At 36.3% G+C, this 17,398-nt stretch carries 18 protein-coding genes and 1 tRNA gene; 9 read left to right on the top strand and 10 right to left on the bottom strand.

Annotated elements, in window-relative coordinates:
* Window positions 1–11: 11 nt before the first annotated feature.
* Window positions 12–1,088: a hypothetical protein gene (locus tag ESU54_RS01950; protein ID WP_111843245.1), complete on the bottom strand. Its 1,077-nt coding sequence runs from the start codon at window positions 1,086–1,088 to the stop codon at window positions 12–14.
* Between the two features lie 111 nt (window positions 1,089–1,199).
* Between ESU54_RS01950 and ESU54_RS01945 the strand changes: the two genes are divergently transcribed.
* From ESU54_RS01945 to ESU54_RS01925, 5 genes are all read left to right on the top strand, one after another.
* On the top strand, window positions 1,200–1,724 hold the full coding sequence (locus ESU54_RS01945; protein WP_111842799.1) for an RNA polymerase sigma factor: 525 nt from the start codon (window positions 1,200–1,202) through the stop codon (window positions 1,722–1,724).
* Between the two features lie 47 nt (window positions 1,725–1,771).
* Window positions 1,772–2,683 (top strand): FecR family protein, encoded by a 912-nt coding sequence (locus ESU54_RS01940; protein ID WP_111842800.1) that lies wholly within the window; start codon window positions 1,772–1,774, stop codon window positions 2,681–2,683.
* A 145-nt stretch (window positions 2,684–2,828) separates the two neighbouring features.
* On the top strand, window positions 2,829–5,168 hold the full coding sequence (locus ESU54_RS01935; protein WP_235004453.1) for a TonB-dependent receptor: 2,340 nt from the start codon (window positions 2,829–2,831) through the stop codon (window positions 5,166–5,168).
* Between the two features lie 108 nt (window positions 5,169–5,276).
* Window positions 5,277–6,743 (top strand): RNA polymerase factor sigma-54, encoded by a 1,467-nt coding sequence (rpoN, locus tag ESU54_RS01930; RefSeq protein ID WP_111842801.1) that lies wholly within the window; start codon window positions 5,277–5,279, stop codon window positions 6,741–6,743.
* Entirely contained in the window at window positions 6,743–7,348 is a 606-nt protein-coding gene (locus ESU54_RS01925) for a hypothetical protein (protein ID WP_111842802.1), read from the top strand. Before rpoN ends, ESU54_RS01925 begins: the two co-directional genes overlap by 1 nt.
* On the opposite strand, the gene ESU54_RS01920 is transcribed toward ESU54_RS01925, so the two are convergent.
* From ESU54_RS01920 to ESU54_RS01885, 8 genes are all read right to left on the bottom strand, one after another.
* A complete protein-coding gene (locus tag ESU54_RS01920) occupies window positions 7,343–8,047 on the bottom strand; it encodes an outer membrane beta-barrel protein (protein WP_111843247.1) in 705 nt (234 codons plus the stop codon). The genes ESU54_RS01925 and ESU54_RS01920 overlap by 6 nt on opposite strands.
* A 102-nt stretch (window positions 8,048–8,149) precedes the next feature.
* A complete protein-coding gene (locus tag ESU54_RS01915) occupies window positions 8,150–8,623 on the bottom strand; it encodes an ExbD/TolR family protein (RefSeq protein ID WP_111842803.1) in 474 nt (157 codons plus the stop codon).
* A gap of 10 nt (window positions 8,624–8,633) precedes the next feature.
* Complete coding sequence (locus ESU54_RS01910) at window positions 8,634–9,263, bottom strand: ExbD/TolR family protein (protein ID WP_111842804.1); 630 nt, start codon at window positions 9,261–9,263, stop codon at window positions 8,634–8,636.
* Complete coding sequence (locus ESU54_RS01905) at window positions 9,263–9,688, bottom strand: hypothetical protein (RefSeq protein WP_111842805.1); 426 nt, start codon at window positions 9,686–9,688, stop codon at window positions 9,263–9,265. The genes ESU54_RS01910 and ESU54_RS01905 overlap by 1 nt, the downstream gene beginning before the upstream one ends.
* Before the next feature lie 12 nt (window positions 9,689–9,700).
* A complete protein-coding gene (locus tag ESU54_RS01900) occupies window positions 9,701–10,510 on the bottom strand; it encodes a MotA/TolQ/ExbB proton channel family protein (protein ID WP_111842806.1) in 810 nt (269 codons plus the stop codon).
* Window positions 10,511–10,629: 119 nt separating this feature from the next.
* Window positions 10,630–10,717, bottom strand: a tRNA-Ser gene (locus ESU54_RS01895).
* Window positions 10,718–10,797: 80 nt separating this feature from the next.
* A complete protein-coding gene (locus ESU54_RS01890) occupies window positions 10,798–11,826 on the bottom strand; it encodes an asparaginase (RefSeq protein WP_111842807.1) in 1,029 nt (342 codons plus the stop codon).
* A 15-nt stretch (window positions 11,827–11,841) separates the two neighbouring features.
* Window positions 11,842–12,606, bottom strand: coding sequence for a TatD family hydrolase (locus ESU54_RS01885; RefSeq protein WP_111842808.1), 765 nt, complete (start codon window positions 12,604–12,606; stop codon window positions 11,842–11,844).
* Window positions 12,607–12,654: 48 nt separating this feature from the next.
* On the opposite strand from ESU54_RS01885, the gene ESU54_RS01880 reads away from it, so the two are divergent.
* From ESU54_RS01880 to ESU54_RS17740, 4 genes are all read left to right on the top strand, one after another.
* Window positions 12,655–13,089: a retropepsin-like aspartic protease family protein gene (locus tag ESU54_RS01880; RefSeq protein ID WP_111842809.1), complete on the top strand. Its 435-nt coding sequence runs from the start codon at window positions 12,655–12,657 to the stop codon at window positions 13,087–13,089.
* A gap of 69 nt (window positions 13,090–13,158) precedes the next feature.
* A complete protein-coding gene (locus ESU54_RS01875; RefSeq protein WP_111842810.1) occupies window positions 13,159–15,168 on the top strand; it encodes an ATP-binding protein in 2,010 nt (669 codons plus the stop codon).
* Window positions 15,165–15,803 (top strand): response regulator, encoded by a 639-nt coding sequence (locus ESU54_RS01870; protein WP_111842811.1) that lies wholly within the window; start codon window positions 15,165–15,167, stop codon window positions 15,801–15,803. The genes ESU54_RS01875 and ESU54_RS01870 overlap by 4 nt, the downstream gene beginning before the upstream one ends.
* Window positions 15,804–15,880: 77 nt before the next feature.
* The gene (locus tag ESU54_RS17740; RefSeq protein WP_160113235.1) at window positions 15,881–16,024 is read left to right on the top strand and encodes a hypothetical protein; all 144 of its coding nucleotides are present in this window, start codon (window positions 15,881–15,883) and stop codon (window positions 16,022–16,024) included.
* 73 nt (window positions 16,025–16,097) lie between these two features.
* On the opposite strand, the gene odhB is transcribed toward ESU54_RS17740, so the two are convergent.
* Window positions 16,098–17,345 carry a 2-oxoglutarate dehydrogenase complex dihydrolipoyllysine-residue succinyltransferase gene (gene odhB / locus ESU54_RS01865; protein WP_111842812.1) on the bottom strand — a complete coding sequence of 416 codons (1,248 nt, stop codon included), beginning with the start codon at window positions 17,343–17,345 and terminating at the stop codon, window positions 16,098–16,100.
* Window positions 17,346–17,398 lie beyond the last annotated feature (53 nt).

Raw genomic sequence — 17,398 nt, 5'->3', positions numbered from 1 at the left:
TGCCCTTGTCTTTAATTACAGTTGTTCACATAACGAATCTGATCTTCACCAAGCCTAAAATCTACTTTTGTTTCCCCTGGGTTTTCTTCAATTTCATGTAAAATCCATTCATTATTACAGTCCGGAAGTGTAGGAATATCAATAACAACAATTATATTATTTGCTGAACCACTGGCAGTCCATGTTCCTTCATAAGTCCACACTGAAAAAATAGAAATCAATGTTCCATCTGGATAAAAATTAAATACATAGTTATCATAATAATCTTCCGTATTACTGCTATCATCGCGTCTTAGCCTGTCAACAATCCAATCCTGACAGCCGGTTAAATAAGTCATTAACTGAGTGGTGGTACATTCATTACAATCATCGTCATTATAATTGTTGTCATCATCTTCGTCACAGCTGTCGCGATATGTTTCCATTATTGCCTCCAACTCGTTCAAATTTTCAACGTTAGTGGTAGCTCCATCTGAAAGTGAAACGACTATAGGAAAATCTATAGTAACTATATCATATTGTTCAATTTCATCAATAAAGACATAAAAGCTTTCGTCATTATTAAAGGTTACCCTATCAATTATTTCATTGTTGGAATTGAAGATAGAGGCTGTAATTGGGTATTGAAAATCAACACATTCAATATCGTCGTCGGCGATGTTTTCTCCGTTGCAATTGCTGGAAAAACTGGAAAGTTCAGTGTAGTTATTAACGCTGACCTGAGCGTAATCTTCTAAAATAATAGTGATTGGGAAAACTATTTCAATAGTATCTTCATCATCGTCCAGTTCGTCAAATACATCTTCAATAGTTTCATAATCCATTTCAGTATTTACTTCAATTTCAATATTGTTTGCAGAAACTGTGACCGGCAATTTAACTTTGAAGCAATTGGCATTATCAATTATGTTATCTACCGATCCATCGTTGCTGATTGTTTGTTTAATTAAATTGACAATGGGAGAATTTACTACCAGAGTTTCATCTTCTGGTGGCTCTATAAGTTCCGTTTCCTCTTTTCTGCATGAAGAGAGCGCTAATAAAAGTGACAGCGTAAGTAGTGATATTTTTAGAACTGTTGTTTTCATAAAAAGTTGAATAAAACTGTATTCTTTTTGAATAGAACAACTCACTTCTAAAAAATCCTGAAAAAAACTGAAAGAATATTTCTATAACTTAGCCGAAGTAAAAACCTGATTTTGCCAAAAAAGCTTGACAATAACATCTGTGAGGAAATAACCTTTGCACGTATTTACAACAAATACGCAAAAGACCTTCATGATTTTCTATACTATAAATTCGGCGAACAATTCAATCCTAGCGACAAGGCCCAAGATGCATTTATGAAGCTTTGGGACAACTGCAAGAAAGTTCCTGTTGACAAGGCGAAATCGTATCTGTTTACCATAGCAAACAATATGATGCTCAACGAGGTTAAGCACCAAAAAGTGGTTTTAAAGCACCAAAAAATAAAACCCGAACACTACACCAATGAAAGTCCTGAATTTATTTTGGAAAAGGAACAATTTCTAGAACTGTACCAAAAAGCTTTGGAGAAACTGAGCGAAGAACAGCGTGTCGCTTTTATGATGAATAAAGCCGAGGGGAAAAAACACAGTGAAATAGCAGAAATGTTAGGAGTAACTCAAAAAGTTGTGGAATACAGAATATATACCGCATTTAGTTTTTTGAAAAACGAGCTTGAAGGTTTTAAAATAAAATAATCAGGAGAAATTCTGCTGAAGTTGTTATATACTAAAGTAATTGATTTATGGAGAAAGAACTTTTAATCAAAAAATGGTTAAACAACGAATTGAATGGCTCTGAAAAAGAGGCATTCGACAAGCTTGATGATTTCGAAATCAACCAAGCGATTGTTGATAATGCGGAATATTTTAAAGCTTCAAATTTTACAGAAATCGCTGATTTCGAAGCATTCAAAAAGAGATATGATTCTCACAAAAAACCTGTACGAAAATTACAATGGCTAAATCCATTATTGAAAATTGCAAGTGTATTAGTGATAGCATTCGGATTGTATTTTACACTATTTCACAACAGTATAACGCAAGTAAAGACGGTAGCAGGCGAAAAAATTACAGTAGAATTACCTGATACGTCAGAAGTAATATTAAATGTGCTTTCAACTATTCAGTATAACGCAAAAAAGTGGGATGAAAAAAGATCCCTACAACTTGAAGGCGAGGCTTATTTTAAAGTGGCCAAAGGGAAAAAATTCGACGTAATTACAGAAAGTGGTGTGGTTACAGTTGTTGGAACACAGTTCAATGTAAAACAACGTTCCGAATTTTTTGAGGTGAAATGTTTTGAAGGAAAAGTAAGTGTTGTTTCAGATACCATTAAAAGGTTATTGCATCCCGGACAAACCTTCCGCATTTCAAATCACAAATTTTCTGAAGGAACAATTACTGCAGTAACTCCAAAATGGGCAGATAATATGAGTGATTTTGAATCTGTACCTTTTAAAGAAGTTTTGGCAGAGCTGGAGCGTCAGTACAATATTAAAATCATAAACAAAAATGTGAATGTTGATAGATTGTTTACCGGAGGTTTCGTTCACCACGATTTAGAAAATGCCCTTATTTCCATCACACAACCTATGAATATGACATATGAATTGAGTACATCAAATCGAGTTATAATTCGTGGGAAAAACAATTAGGCAACTAGCTTTATTTTTTAGCATACTATTTTCTTTGAGCAGTTTTGCCCAAGAGAAGGAATCCCTTTCTGCAATAATTTATAAACTTCAGGAAAAGCATAGTATTCAATTTAACTATGCGGAAGATCTTATTAAAAAAACTTTTTTGAAACCACCCTCCATAGATTTTTCGCTGGAAGAATCTTTGCAATATCTAGAAAAAAACAGCAAATTATTATTCACAAAAATGAACGAGACTCTTGTTTTGGTAAAACCAAAAGAGGCTGTGTTCTTTTGCGGATACATAATAGATAAAGAAACTTTGAAGCCCTTAATAGCTGCTACCGTTCAAAGCAAAAAAAATTATGCGGTAAGTGATGAAAATGGTTTCTTTCAACTTAAAATCGAAAATGAAACTGAAACAATAAGCATACGATTTTTGGGATATAAGAGTCTTGACAGACCGCTGCAAGATTTTAGCAGAGATAAATGCGAGAAAATACTATTGCTTCCAAATTTTCAGGCGCTGCCCGAAGTATTGGTTTCCAACTATATTACTACGGGAATCAATAAAATTAGTGATGGTTCATTCGTTATAGATTTTTCAGACTTCGGGATTTTACCTGGAGTTTTAGACAAGGATGTTCTTCAAGCTGTTCAAGCCTTTCCTGGCATTCAAAGCATCAATGAAACTGTTTCGAATATCAATATCCGTGGCGGTACACATGACCAAAATTTAATAATGTGGGATGGAATAAAAATGTACCAATCCGGACATTTTTTTGGTCTTATCTCTATGTATAACCCGCAAATTACTCAGAAAGTTTCTGTTCTAAAAAATGGAACGGGAGTATCTTACACCGATGGTGTTTCAGGAACCATTGCAATGCATACTAGTGAAGAACTAACTACAGATTTTAATGCAAATGTTGGATTGAATTTAATAGATGCAAATGCTTTTGCCGACATTCCCATTGGAAAAAAATCATCGCTTCAAATTGCTGGTCGTAAAGCTTTGAGCGATTTTTTTAAAACCCCCACCTATAATGAATTTTTCGAAAGAATTTCCCAGAATACTGAAGTTCAAAATAATATTGGGAATACTATAAATTCCGATAAAAGATTTGATTTTTACGACACCTCATTCCGTTGGATTTATCAAATAAGTGATAAAGATATACTTCGTGTAAATTTCATAAACGTGTCTAACAATTTGGAATTTAATGAAAATGCTTTCATCAACAATGTGCAAAAGTCTCGGGAAAGCAGTCTCTCGCAAAACAGTATTGCAGGAGCTATTTATTACAATCGGCAATGGAACAAAAATTTGCAGACTACTTTTGAAGGTTACGAAACAGATTACAAATTGAAAGCCGTAAACGAAAATGTATTGGAAACTCAGCGTTTTCTTCAGGAAAATGTGGTTTCTGAAACAAGTATAAAATTAAAATTGAATTATAAGTTTAATGAGAAATTCAATTTGTTGGGCGGGTATCAGTTTATTGAGACAGAAGTAACTAATCTGGATGATGTTGATGATCCACTTTTTCGTTCTTTGGTTTCGGAAGTGATACGAAACCATAGTGTTTTTTCAGAAATAGGTTTTAAATCGGAGAATAAAAATACAAATATTAAGGGCGGGGTTCGGTTTAATTATATTGATAAATTCAATAAAAACCTATGGGAACCTCGCTTCAGTTTTACCCAACGTTTTCTTGAAAATTTCACTTTTGAAATACTGGGAGAATTTAAAAACCAATATACATCACAGATTATCAATTTTCAGAATGACTTTTTGGGAATTGAAAAGCGAAGGTGGCAATTGTCAAATAATAAAGAGATTCCCATACTAAGAAGCAAACAATTTTCTGCTGGAATAAACTATACTAATAATGGCTGGCTGGCAAGTACAGAAGGTTATTACAAATATGTTGATGGAGTTACTACCCAAAGCCAGGGATTCCAAAACCAATATGAATTTTTAAAATTTACTGGAAGCTATGATGTTAAGGGATTGGACGTGTTGTTAAGAAAAAAGGTGTCTGAATTTAACTTCTGGCTGAGCTATTCATTTATGGAGAATCAATATAAATTTAGTGGTTTGCAGCTTAACGCTTTTCCTAGTAATCTTGACATTACTCATGCCATTGCTTTGGGCACAACTTATTCATTAAAAAATTTAAAAATAGCTGCTGGTTTCAATTGGCATACAGGCAAACCAAGCACTTCTCCCTTAATAAATAATGAAATATCAAACGATGCAATAAATTATGCTGCTCCCAATAGCTCTCGTCTGCAAAATTATTTGCGAATGGACATCTCTGCACGGTATAATTTTAATATTACACAAAAGATAAAAGCAGATGCAGGTATATCTATTTGGAATATTTTAGACAGAGAAAACGAAATCAGCAATTTCTATCGCGTGGACAATGAAGAGGTTATTGAAACCCAACAACGTTCCTTAGGTATTACTCCAAATGCAGGACTGCGTATTTACTTCTAATAGCGGACAAACCATTAAAAACAGAAACCTTAATTTTTAATTAAAACTAGCTACTTAATTATTTTAGTAGCTGGTTTTTTTTAACTTTATGAGGTAGTAAAACAAATCATGTTAAAACAGAATTTAAGCTTTAGACTTTCCCAGAAATTATCGCCTCAACAAATACAGTTGATGAAGATGATTCAACTACCAACGCAGGCTTTTGAGCAACGCATTTCGCAGGAATTGGAGGAAAATCCTGCCTTAGAGGGAGGAAAAGAGGAAAGCGAAGACTATGACGATGAATTTAACAATGATGAGTATGATGACAATTATGACGACGAAGGCAACGAAGTAATTGAAACCGATATAAACGTCGACGATTACTTGAGCGATGACGAAGTGCCAAGCTATAAACTTTCGGCAAACAACTACAGCGCAGACGATGAGGAGCGGCAAATGCCCTATGCAGCCGGAACGTCTTTTACACAACATTTGATGCAACAACTAAGTACCTATCGCCTTGACGATGAGGAAGAGGAAATTGCACAATTTTTGGTTGGCAGTGTTGATGAAAGTGGTTACATACGCCGTGAAATTCGGGATATAGTTGATGACTTGGCTTTCACACAAAATGTTTACACCACCGAAAATAAAGTTGAGAAAGTACTCAAAATAGTTCAGGAATTGGATCCTGCTGGCGTGGCTGCGCGCAATCTGCAAGAGTGTTTATTGATTCAACTGGAACGCAAGGAACATACGCCATCAGTGTCTTTGGCGATTGATATCATCGACAATTCATTCGATCATTTCAGCAAAAAGCATTACAAAAAACTCATTCAGAAATTCGATATTACCGAAGACCAGCTACGTGATGCCATTCATGAAATTGAAGGGTTGAACCCAAAGCCAGGCGGAACCTATTCTGGAAACAACAGAATTGTGGAACACGTAGTTCCAGATTTTGCAATAAAAATTATTGACGGCGAATTGGATTTAACTTTAAACGGAAGAAACGCCCCCGAACTTCACGTGAGCCACGATTACACCAACATGCTGAAGGGCTATAAAGAATCCAAAGACAAATCAAAAGCGCAGAAAGATGCGGTGATGTTCATTAAACAAAAGCTGGATGCTGCCAAATGGTTTATCGATGCTATTAAACAACGACAGCAAACACTTTTCGTAACAATGAATTCCATTATGCATCATCAGGAGGAATATTTTTTGAGCGGTGATGAACGAAAGTTGAAACCAATGATATTAAAGGACATTGCAGACAAAATCAATATGGATGTTTCCACGGTTTCGCGTGTGGCAAACAGTAAATATGTTGACACGCCTTACGGAACAAAATTGATCAAAGAATTTTTCAGTGAATCGATGAAAAACGACCAAGGCGAAGACGTCTCTACCAAAGAAATAAAGAAAATTCTTGAAATAACTATTTCCGAAGAAAACAAACGGAAGCCGCTTACGGATGATAAGCTGGCAAAAATTTTATTGGAAAAAGGCTATCCTATTGCCCGAAGGACCATCGCCAAATACCGTGAACAATTGGATTTGCCAGTGGCAAGACTCCGAAAAGAAATTTGATGAATTTATTCCTAAAAGCTGCTTCATATATCTTTCATCCATTATTGATGCCTATTTTGGGCACCATCCTTTATTACAGTGTTACGCCCAAGTATGTAGATCCACAATTGGTTCGCGTGGAACTTTTTGCAATTGCAATTATTACCATTTTAATACCCATTGTGATCTTTTTTCTTTTGAAAAATTTACGGGTTGTAGAAACCATCTATTTAAAAGAAGTGAAGGAACGTAAATTTCCATTAATGATTCAGTGCATTTTGTTATTGCTTATCATTAAAATGGTTTTTGATCCATACGAAGATTCTGAGCTATATTATTTTTTTGTTGGAATTCTTTTTTCGGCCTTCAGTGCGCTGGTGATGGTGTTTTTTAAAATGAAAGTCAGCCTTCACCAAATGGGTGTGGCTGGAATTTTAATGTTTCTAGTGGGATTGAGCGCACATTTCAAAATTAACTTGCTTATTACTATCAGTTTTTTCCTTTTTGTAAATGGTTGGGTTGCTTCTTCCCGACTGAATAATGATTCGCATACGTATCCAGAACTAGGTGTGGGAATATTTTTAGGAGCACTACCGCAATTGATTCTTTTCAATCTTTGGTTATAGAATATAGAACATCAATCCTAACTTGAGCGTCATAAAGTCAACAGCTTCTCCATCAACAGTCACTGCATTTTTGAAGAAAGGATTAATACTATAGGAAGCAAATAAGTTGAAGCTACTGTAGCCAAAACTTAGTGTGGCAGACAATCGAAGTGGGTCAAACTCTGGAATTTTTGTTTGATTTACATTGTTATCTGGCTGTTTGAAAGTTGCTTTGTACCAATATGCATATCCTACTCTAAATCCCGCGTACACTCTCCAAAACTTATAGCTTGACGGTGTTGAAGTTCGCCATCTAAATTCCAGTGGAGCTTCAATTATAGCCATATTGAATCGGTTACGAGTAAAATCTACGTTCTGATCCAAAACCCTAAAAATTGTTTCATCATTTGGAGTTTCGCCAATAAAAAGGTTCTGCCCAAATTGATCGATTGCAATTCCGGCACCAATGGCAATAGCAAGATTTCGTTGTTTATTAATGGGAATATCCCTCACAAAACCGAATTGAATGCCACCAGAAAGACCACGAGTATTCACTCCAGAAGGCATATTTAATGGGACGTTATATGTTACACCAATATAAAACTGATCCTCTCTATAAAGCGAATCGACCGAGGTTTTACGAATGGTATCCTGAGCCAAAGCTGTAAGGGAAACAAGTCCGATAAATAATATAAAGTAGATTCTAATTACCTTTTGCATACCCATAAAGATAAATGTATTTTTCAGAATAAAAGAAACAAAAAAACGCCTTGATCCCAAAAACCTCGGGACAAGGCGTTTTAAAAATAAAGCTTAATAGCTCTATTGACTTACTTCATTTCCAGGAGTGGTAATATAGATAATCTTTAACATATTAAGATCACGCAATTCCTGTTTAATGTCAGTGACCATTCCAGTATTTGTTTTCTCATCAACTTTAAGCGCAACCATTATTTTATCCTGAAGTTCAGGCAATAATTTTTGGCGTGCTTCAGTCAATGCAAACTTAATATTGGAAATATCTGTGTACTTATCACCAATTTGTATTTTAGGCTCCGAACCGTATTTGTCCTGGTATCTAGAACTTGGTTTTCCTGCATAAATATAAACTGATCGGTCTTTCTTTAATTTCTCAACCTGATCTGCCTTTGGCAATTTGTTTTGTACTAACAAGTTGTCATCGCGCAGAACAGTTACCACCATAAAAAAGAATAATAACATAAATACAATATCCGGAAGGGACGCTGTATTTACCGGAGGCAATTCGTTGCTTTTTTTCTTTGTGAATTTTGACATATTCTTATTGTTATTGTCCGGATTTTTTAGGTTCTGCTTCAGAAAGTTTTTGTGGGAATAACTTTTGAATGGACTCTAGTTTTTCCTGTAATGCTTCTTTTGCGCTTTCTCCCTTTATCTTACCTTCATCAAGGTCTTTGGTCTTTTCGGTAAATTTCCAACCATAAAGTCTTTGCGATTCCCGATCTCTCAAAAAATTGTATGCAGCCACAAGTTCGTTCTGAACAGCTATATACATTTTATAAGAAGTAAGCCTGTCATTCTGAACAGATATAACCGCTTTATCAGGATTATCTGAAGACTCTGGATTTCTTTTACCTTTACAATAATTGCAATATTCTGCAGTTCCAGAAGATGCTCCTCCGTTATCGAGAAAAGCAATTGCTGCTTGGCGCAAATCTTTAAGCTCCATCAGTTTTTCCTCAACAAGCAATTGATCGTTTCGGTTAACATTAACAATGAAGAGGTTTTTTTCCTTAATCTTCACTTGTTCATCTGTGGGCGGCTCTTTGGGCGGCAACTGTCTCGCTATTCCCTTGTCCTTTTCAATGGTAGTGGTTACCAAAAAAAAGATAAGTAATAGGAAAGCGATGTCAGCCATCGACCCTGCGTTTACTTCAGGTGTTGCTCTTCTTGCCATTATTTTGTTATTTTTTTAACTCCGCTGAAAACCATTGCGCCAATAGCTATTATTGCCAATATATAGAATGTATATAAACCTGCACCTACCAATTTTGAGCCACTAGCTGAAAGCGTTTCGCCATCGCCTACTGACATTGGATTTCCATCCGCCAAAACGTATGATATAATCACTATAGCTAGAAAAGCTCCGACGGAAATTAAGGTGTTCTTAATATTTCCTGCAAAAACTCCTTTAATCACAAAGAAGAGAACGAATACTAATGTAATAGCAAATATGATATAAGCAACATACAAGAATCCATCGACACCGGCGCCCGTTGCAGCAACCTCTGTATCACCTTTTGCGATGATCATTGCAAGAAAAATAATCCCTGCAACGCTTAGAAGCAATGCTACTATTTTTAAAATTTTATGTAATGCCATCTTGTGATTTATTTAGATTTTGTTTTTTTGTTTGTAGTCGAACAACATATCGATTAAAGTGATTGAAGCGTCTTCCATACTGTTAACGATACTATCAATTTTAGCGATAATATAGTTATAAAAGATTTGAAGAATAATAGCCACGATCAAACCAAATACGGTTGTTAAAAGTGCCACTTTAATACCACCTGCCACAAGAGACGGGTTCATATCACCAGCTGCCTGAATTTTATCAAAGGCAATAATCATCCCGATTACTGTACCCATGAAACCAAGCATCGGAGCCAATGCGATGAAAAGAGATATCCAAGAAACATTCTTTTCAAGTTGTCCCATCTGTACACCACCGTAAGCAACAACCGCTTTTTCAGCAATGTCGATACCTTCATGTGCACGGTCTAGACCTTGGTAATAGATTGAGGCAACAGGACCTTTTGTGTTTCTGCACACTTCTTTAGCAGCATCAATACCACCACTATTTAATGCGTCTTCCACATCTTGAGCCAATTTTTGTGTATTGGTACTAGAAAGATTAAGAAAGATAATTCTTTCAATAGCAATAGCCAATCCAAGAATTAAACACAATAGTACAATCCCCATAAATCCAGGACCACCTTCCACAAAGCGTTCTTTCAATTCTTGATGGAATCCTTTTTCGGGTTCGGCAGCGGGGGCTGCTTCATCTTGAATAATGGTAAATGTAGCTGCTGTTACCAAAGCTTGTGAACTGGTTGGCATTGTTTGTGCTGTTGCAGCGTTTACGTTTAACGTGCCTGCAAAAACGATTGCGGCAAGCGCCAGAATAGAAAATAATTTTTTCATTGCTATCGACTTAAAGTTTGTTTTTAGTTAAAGGTTTAAAGATATAAAATAATTTAGTTAATCTGCAAGAATATTACTCGACTCTCTTAAACAGCGTTATAATACTCTAAAGTTTGTTGCAGAGAGGAAGGGATTCGAACCCTCGATACGCTTGTGGCGTATACACGCTTTCCAGGCGTGCGCCTTCGACCACTCGGCCACCTCTCTATTATATTCTGCCACTTTTTGAAATGGAGTGCCAAATATCAAAAAAAAAACAACGCCATAAAATAATTTAGGCTGTTAATTTATTGCATTTCTCCGCGCAAAGAGGTTTCAAATATGGTTTTGAAGCTGTTAGCCGAAATTTTTTGTCCCAATAAGTACATTAATTTTGCCAAGGCGGCTTCTGTGGTGCAATCTTTTCCGCTTATAACACCTATTTTTTTCAAATCGGTACTGGTTTCATATAGTCCCATATTGACACTTCCTCCTGAACACTGCGTAACATTTATCACAGGAATACCTTTTTTTATCACCTTTTTAAGTGAATTTATAAACCAATCGGCATTGGTAACGTTGCCACTCCCATAGGTTTCAAGCACCAATCCTTTTATTTCTGGATATTCAAAAAGATACTTTATAGTAGCCTCATCAATCCCTGGAAACATTTTCACCAAAAGAATATTACGCTCCAGTGTTTTGTGAACTTTTAGTTTTTTTCTTCGATTTGGTCGGTATAGCGCTTCGTTGTTTACCACTAGATGCACACCGCTTTGTACCAATTCGGGATAATTTAATGATGCGAACGCCTCGAAATGCTCGGCATTAATCTTAGTTGTCCTGTTGGCACGGTATAATTTGTATTCAAAATAAAGACAGACCTCAGCAATTTTTGAAACGCCTTTTTCCTGAAGTGAAGCAATCTGGATGGAAGTAATTAGATTTTCCTTAGCGTCGGTACGCAAATCCCCGATTGGAAGCTGTGAACCTGTAAAAACGACTGGCTTGCCCAAGTTTTCCAACATAAAACTCAAGGCCGAAGCGGTGTAGCTCATGGTATCGCTGCCGTGAAGCACCACAAACCCGTCCATCTTTTCATAATTATTCTCAATAATGTCTGCAATATCTATCCAATACTTTGGATTCATATTGGAGCTATCAATTGGTTTTGGGAAAGAAGTTGTTGTAATGTTACAATCCAAGAGTTTCAGCTCGGGAATGTGGTTGAGCAATTCACTAAAATTGAAGTTGCGCAAGGCGCCAGTTTCAAAATCCTTGATCATCCCAATGGTTCCGCCAGTATATATAAGGAGTATGTTTGGTTTTTTTGTCATATTGTTTATACCTATTTATATCCCAAAAATGGCTTTTGAATTTTCGGTAGTTACCCGCGCTATCTCTTCTTCTGAAACCCCATAAATATCTGCAATCTTTTTGCAAACCAATGCCAAATAGCCGCTTTCGTTGCGCTTACCGCGAAAGGGTGCTGGCGCAAGGTAGGGCGAATCGGTTTCCAAAACGATATGTTTCAGTGGAATCTGGTTTAAAAAAGTATCAATCTTTCCATTTTTGAAGGTAACCACTCCCCCAATGCCAAGTTTCATATTAAATGAAATGGCTCTTTCAGCCTGCTCAAATGTTCCTGTGAAACAGTGAAAAATCCCGAATAGATCTTCACTTTTTTCTGTTTCAAGAACTTCAAAAATTTCATCAAACGCATCCCTACAATGAATTACGATGGGCAATTTGTATTTTTTCGCCAATTGGATTTGCCTTTTAAAAGCAATTTTCTGAATTTCCAAAGTAGTTTTATCCCAATAAAGGTCGATCCCTATTTCGCCAACGGCATAAAAACTTCTTTTTTTGAATTGTTTGTCAATATGTGCCAATTCTTCCTCAAAATTTTCTTTTACCGAAGTTGGATGTAGGCCCATCATCAAAAATACATTTTGGGGATATTCTTTTTCTAACGCATACATTGCTTCAGTATAACCAGAATCAATGGCTGGTATAAAAAAGCGTTTTATGCCAGCATCAAAAGCGCGTTGCATCATTTCATCACGATCTTCGGCAAAAGCTTCGCTATATAAGTGGGTATGTGTATCCGTCAACATAGTTGCAAAGCTACTTATTTTGTTTGCTATCTTTACACAAAAAAGTTGATGCAATTACGCGAATTTCTTGAAGAGCAAGGCTTTTATCGTATTCCAATGAAAATGCTCGCCACGGGACACTATCTTTTTTCAGCAAAGATTAACGGGATTTTGGGCGATTTTATACTAGATACAGGCGCTTCCACAAGCTGTATAGGTTTTAGTGAGAGTACACATTTTTTATTGATCAGCGAAAAAAGCATCATTAAAGCTGCCGGAGCAGGCGCAATAAATATGGAAACCATGCTTTCGCGAAAAAATGAATTTAGGATAAAAAATTGGGGGATAAAAAATATGGACATTGTGCTTTTTGACCTTTCACATGTGAACGAAGCACTTTCGCAAGTGGACGAAGGCCCCGTACATGGTATTATTGGTGCAGATTTTTTAAAACAGCACCGAGCGGTGATTGATTATGGCAGAAATTGCTTCTATGTAAAATAGAATGATCTTTGGATATGGTTTATTTACAATAATTTAAGTACTTTTATCTTCTTCTCAAACAATTCATTTGTGCTGAAAAAATTAGTAATCTTCTTTTTCATAAATGCGCTTTTCCCAGCTTCAGGGTATTGCCAAGATATTTCTCATTATGAAAAAAAATTAGCTGCGGCCAAAAACAAAGCAGAAAGCATGATTGCGCTGGACAGTCTATTGTCCCGAACATTTTTTTCAGACAGCAACGCTTTCATAAAATATAGTATACAATATATAGATTTGGCACAGGGGATGGACAGTATTGAAGATGCCGCCAGAAAGGCGATGAACCTTCAGTATCCACTCACCAACTATGCCAACGATCCACTAAATGCAATCACCATTATAAACAGTGTACTTGCGCGCAAGTATAAAATAAAGGATAGTCTTTTGCTGGGTGGTCTTTATATTAAACGCGGCAAGGCAAATACCAAGGTAGATTATAAAAAAGCCATTGAAGACTATAATATGGCGCTCGAAAATTTTTCGAAAAGCGATTCCCTAAACATTGCAGACACTTATCTTTTTAGAGGGCAGGCATATTCAAATTTGGGGAGATTTGTTTTGGCAGGTGAGGATTTTACGCAAGCATACACTATGTATGAGAACAAAAAGGAATATGACTATATGGTCTATGCACAACAGGGCATTATAAGCATGTTCAGCATGAATGGTTTTTATGAAAAAGCCAAAGCGGAGCGCTATGCACTTATTGATAAAATGAAAACCTTAGGGCTAAATAGATTTTTGTCCAATGAATATTACAATCAGGCTTTGGATTACAAAAAAATGGGCCTGCGTGATCTAGAATACAAATCATTGCTAACTGCAGAAAAAAAATTCGATAAAAGCCAATCAGACCAGTCTACTTTCATTGGTATCCATTCAAGATTGATAGAATATTATTGTGAGCATAACCAGATTATTGAAGCAAAGAAACACCTTGAACTCATAGAGAATTTGGAGTATGATCTCTCTGGAAACCCTTCGGCAGAATTAAATTTTTTAGGCGGAAAGGCAAAATATCTGCAAACCATAGGAAAATATGACGAAGCATTAATACTTGCACAAAAAAAACTCGATGTGGCCAAAAATTTAGGGCTGGAAGATGAAATTATGAGTTCCTACTCTTTCCTTTCCGAACTCTATTTTGACAGGGGAGATTATAAAAAAAGTGTTGAAAGCAATCAAGCCTCCAATGCAATCAAAGATTCCATATACAACCGCAGTACTGCAAATGCACTTGCCTATTACCAAACACTCTACGAAACAGAAAAAAAAGAAAAAGAACTAGTTGAAAAATCCTCCAACATAAGCCTTCTTGAAAAGGACAACGAAATTTTTAAAAAAGCCATGCTTTTTGGAGGCATTGCCATTCTTTTGGTGTTTGGGCTGATCTTGCTTTTCCGTAACCAACGGCATTTAAAAAGCAATAAAATCCTTCAAGAAAAATTTAGTCAGGAACTGCTAATTTCACAAGAAAGTGAGCGCAGAAGAATATCAAAAGACCTTCACGACGGTATTGGTCAACAATTGTTGGTCATCAAGAACAAGCTTATGGCAAGCGGTGATGATGATACAAAAAAAATGGTGGATAATACCATAGAAGAAGTTCGATCAATTTCTAGGGATTTGCACCCTTTCCAACTTCAGGAACTAGGCATTACTAAAGCCATTGAATATACCATAAACATGATAGATGAAAACACTACACTTTTCATTTCTGCCGAAATAGATAATATTGACAACATTTTCTCAAAGGAAGACGAGGTAAATATCTATCGGATTATTCAAGAAAGCCTTAGTAATATATTAAAACACGCAAACGCCGAAGCAGGAAAAGTATCCGTAAAAAAATTCACAAACAACATTCTTATCTCTATACGAGATAATGGCGTGGGCTTTGACTTTGCCGAAAAATATCAAGACGTAAAATCATTAGGGCTGAAGACACTTTTGGAACGGACCAAGTTTTTGAAAGGCCAAATGAAAGTAACTTCTAAAAAAGACACCGGCACTGTGCTGGAATTTCAATTTCCGTTATGAACAACACTACACCATCCATCATTATTGCAGACGATCACCCATTGCTATTGAAAGGGCTCAGCGATTTTTTAATAGAAAAAGGCTATAACCTATTGGGAAGTGGCAAAGACGGAAGAGAGGCATACAATCTCATCACCAAAAAAAAACCAGATATCGCAATACTGGACATTCAGATGCCGTATATGTCTGGACTCGAAATTGCGCAACAATGCAAGGGGCTCGATTTAAACACCAAAATTGTATTGATAACACTTCACAAGGAGAAGGATCTGTATCAAAAAGCTCAAGAGCTTAATATTTTTGGATACATCCTGAAAGAATTCGCCCTTGAAGAAATTGAGAACTGTATCAAAACTGTTACCGAAGGCGTTCCCTTTTTTAGTGATAAAATAAAAGAACTAATTGGCGTTGTTTTTATTGACGATGGGGAGCTAAGTTCTCTTACCCCTTCAGAAAAAAAGATTTTGAAATTAATTGCACAAGATAAAACCAACAAAGAAATTGCCTCACAACTTTTCATTTCATACAGAACAGTAGAAAAACACCGAAGTAATATCATTACCAAACTCAATATAGAGCCCAAAACAAACAGTCTCCTTATTTGGGCGAAAGAGCATCATGAAAAACTGTTATAGAAAAACTTAGGCTATTTTTACTAATTTACGTGTTACCACGTATTTCATATTTCTATATAAAGACGGATATTTACAATATGAAAGAAACAGTTTTTATAGAGGAAAAAGAAAAAGATTACAATGTCACTTCAGCTTCGGGCAAACCTGGAGTTATAGTGATGACTGTTTCAGTAGTATTGGTCGTTTTACTTAATTTGGTCAATACTTTATTTTTTAGCTGATAAGATGTTTCCTAACTAACCAAAAAAAAATCCGGCTCATTGGCCGGATTTTTTATTTTCTAATTGTTATAAGTTATAGCTCCAAAGCTCTTTTAATATCATTATCCATTAAAAGTTCTTCAGGGCTTTCCAATGCTTCTTTTATAGCTACCAAAAATCCTACAGATTCCCTGCCATCAATAATTCTGTGGTCGTAAGACAAGGCCACGTACATTACGGGAGCTACAACAATACCGCCATCGCGAACAATAGCACGCTCTACAATATTGTGCATTCCCAAAATAGCAGATTGAGGAGGGTTTATAATTGGCGTTGAAAGCATGCTTCCAAAAACACCACCGTTTGAGATTGTGAAAGTACCACCGGTCATTTCATCAACGGTAATCTGACCATCACGTGCTCTAATGGCAAGTCGTTTCACTTCATCTTCAACACCTCTAAAACTTAGGTTTTCTGCATTTCTAATAACGGGAACCATTAAACCTTTTGGCCCAGAAACAGCGATGGAAATATCTTTAAAATCATACGTAATCATGTAATCGCCATCAATCATGGAATTCACATCTGGGTAAAGTTCCAGTGCGCGAACTACTGCCAAAGTAAAGAAAGACATAAAACCAAGTCCAACTCCGTGTTTTTCTTTGAATTGTTCTTTGAATTGGTTTCGCAATTCAAAAATTGCTGTCATATCCACCTCGTTGAAAGTGGTAAGCATTGCGGTTTCGTTTTTTGCAGAAACCAAACGTTCAGCTACTTTTCGGCGAAGCATAGAAAGTTTTTTACGCTCGCTCCCACGGCCACTGGTTCCAGGAGTTCCCATAGATGGCGTAGCGTTTGCGGCATCATCTTTTGTTATGCGTCCGTCACGACCACTGCCTTTTACGTCTTTTGTAGCCATTCGCTTTTCATCAAGAATTTTCTTGGCTGCAGGCGAGGGCGAGCCTGTTGCATAAGTCTTCTTATCCTGCTCCTGATTTGGAGTGGAAGGTTTTGAAGGTGTTTCTTTTTTAGCTTCTGCCTTCTTTGGAGCCTCTTCTTTCTTCTCCGTTTTTTTTGTTGAATCGTCGCTTCCACTAGGTTTTTTGGCATCGGTATCAATAATGCAAACTACGTCACCAACAGCAACTACATCACCTTCTTCGGCTTTTAAAGTAATAATACCACTGGCTTCCGCAGGAAGTTCTAAGGTTGCCTTATCACTATCTACTTCAGCAATCGGTTGATCTTTTTCAACGTAATCGCCATCCTTAACCAACCAAGATGCTATTTCAACTTCGGTGATGGATTCTCCCGGTGACGGAACTTTCATTTCTAATGCCATACTATTGTTATTTAATATAAACCTAGGTTTACAATTCTTTAAATTTAATTTCT

Source organism: Aequorivita antarctica, assembly GCF_007997155.1.
Taxonomy (GTDB): Bacteria; Bacteroidota; Bacteroidia; order Flavobacteriales; family Flavobacteriaceae; genus Aequorivita; species Aequorivita antarctica.
Note: the sequence above shows the minus strand (reverse complement) of the source record. Positions and strands in the feature narration are given on the sequence as shown.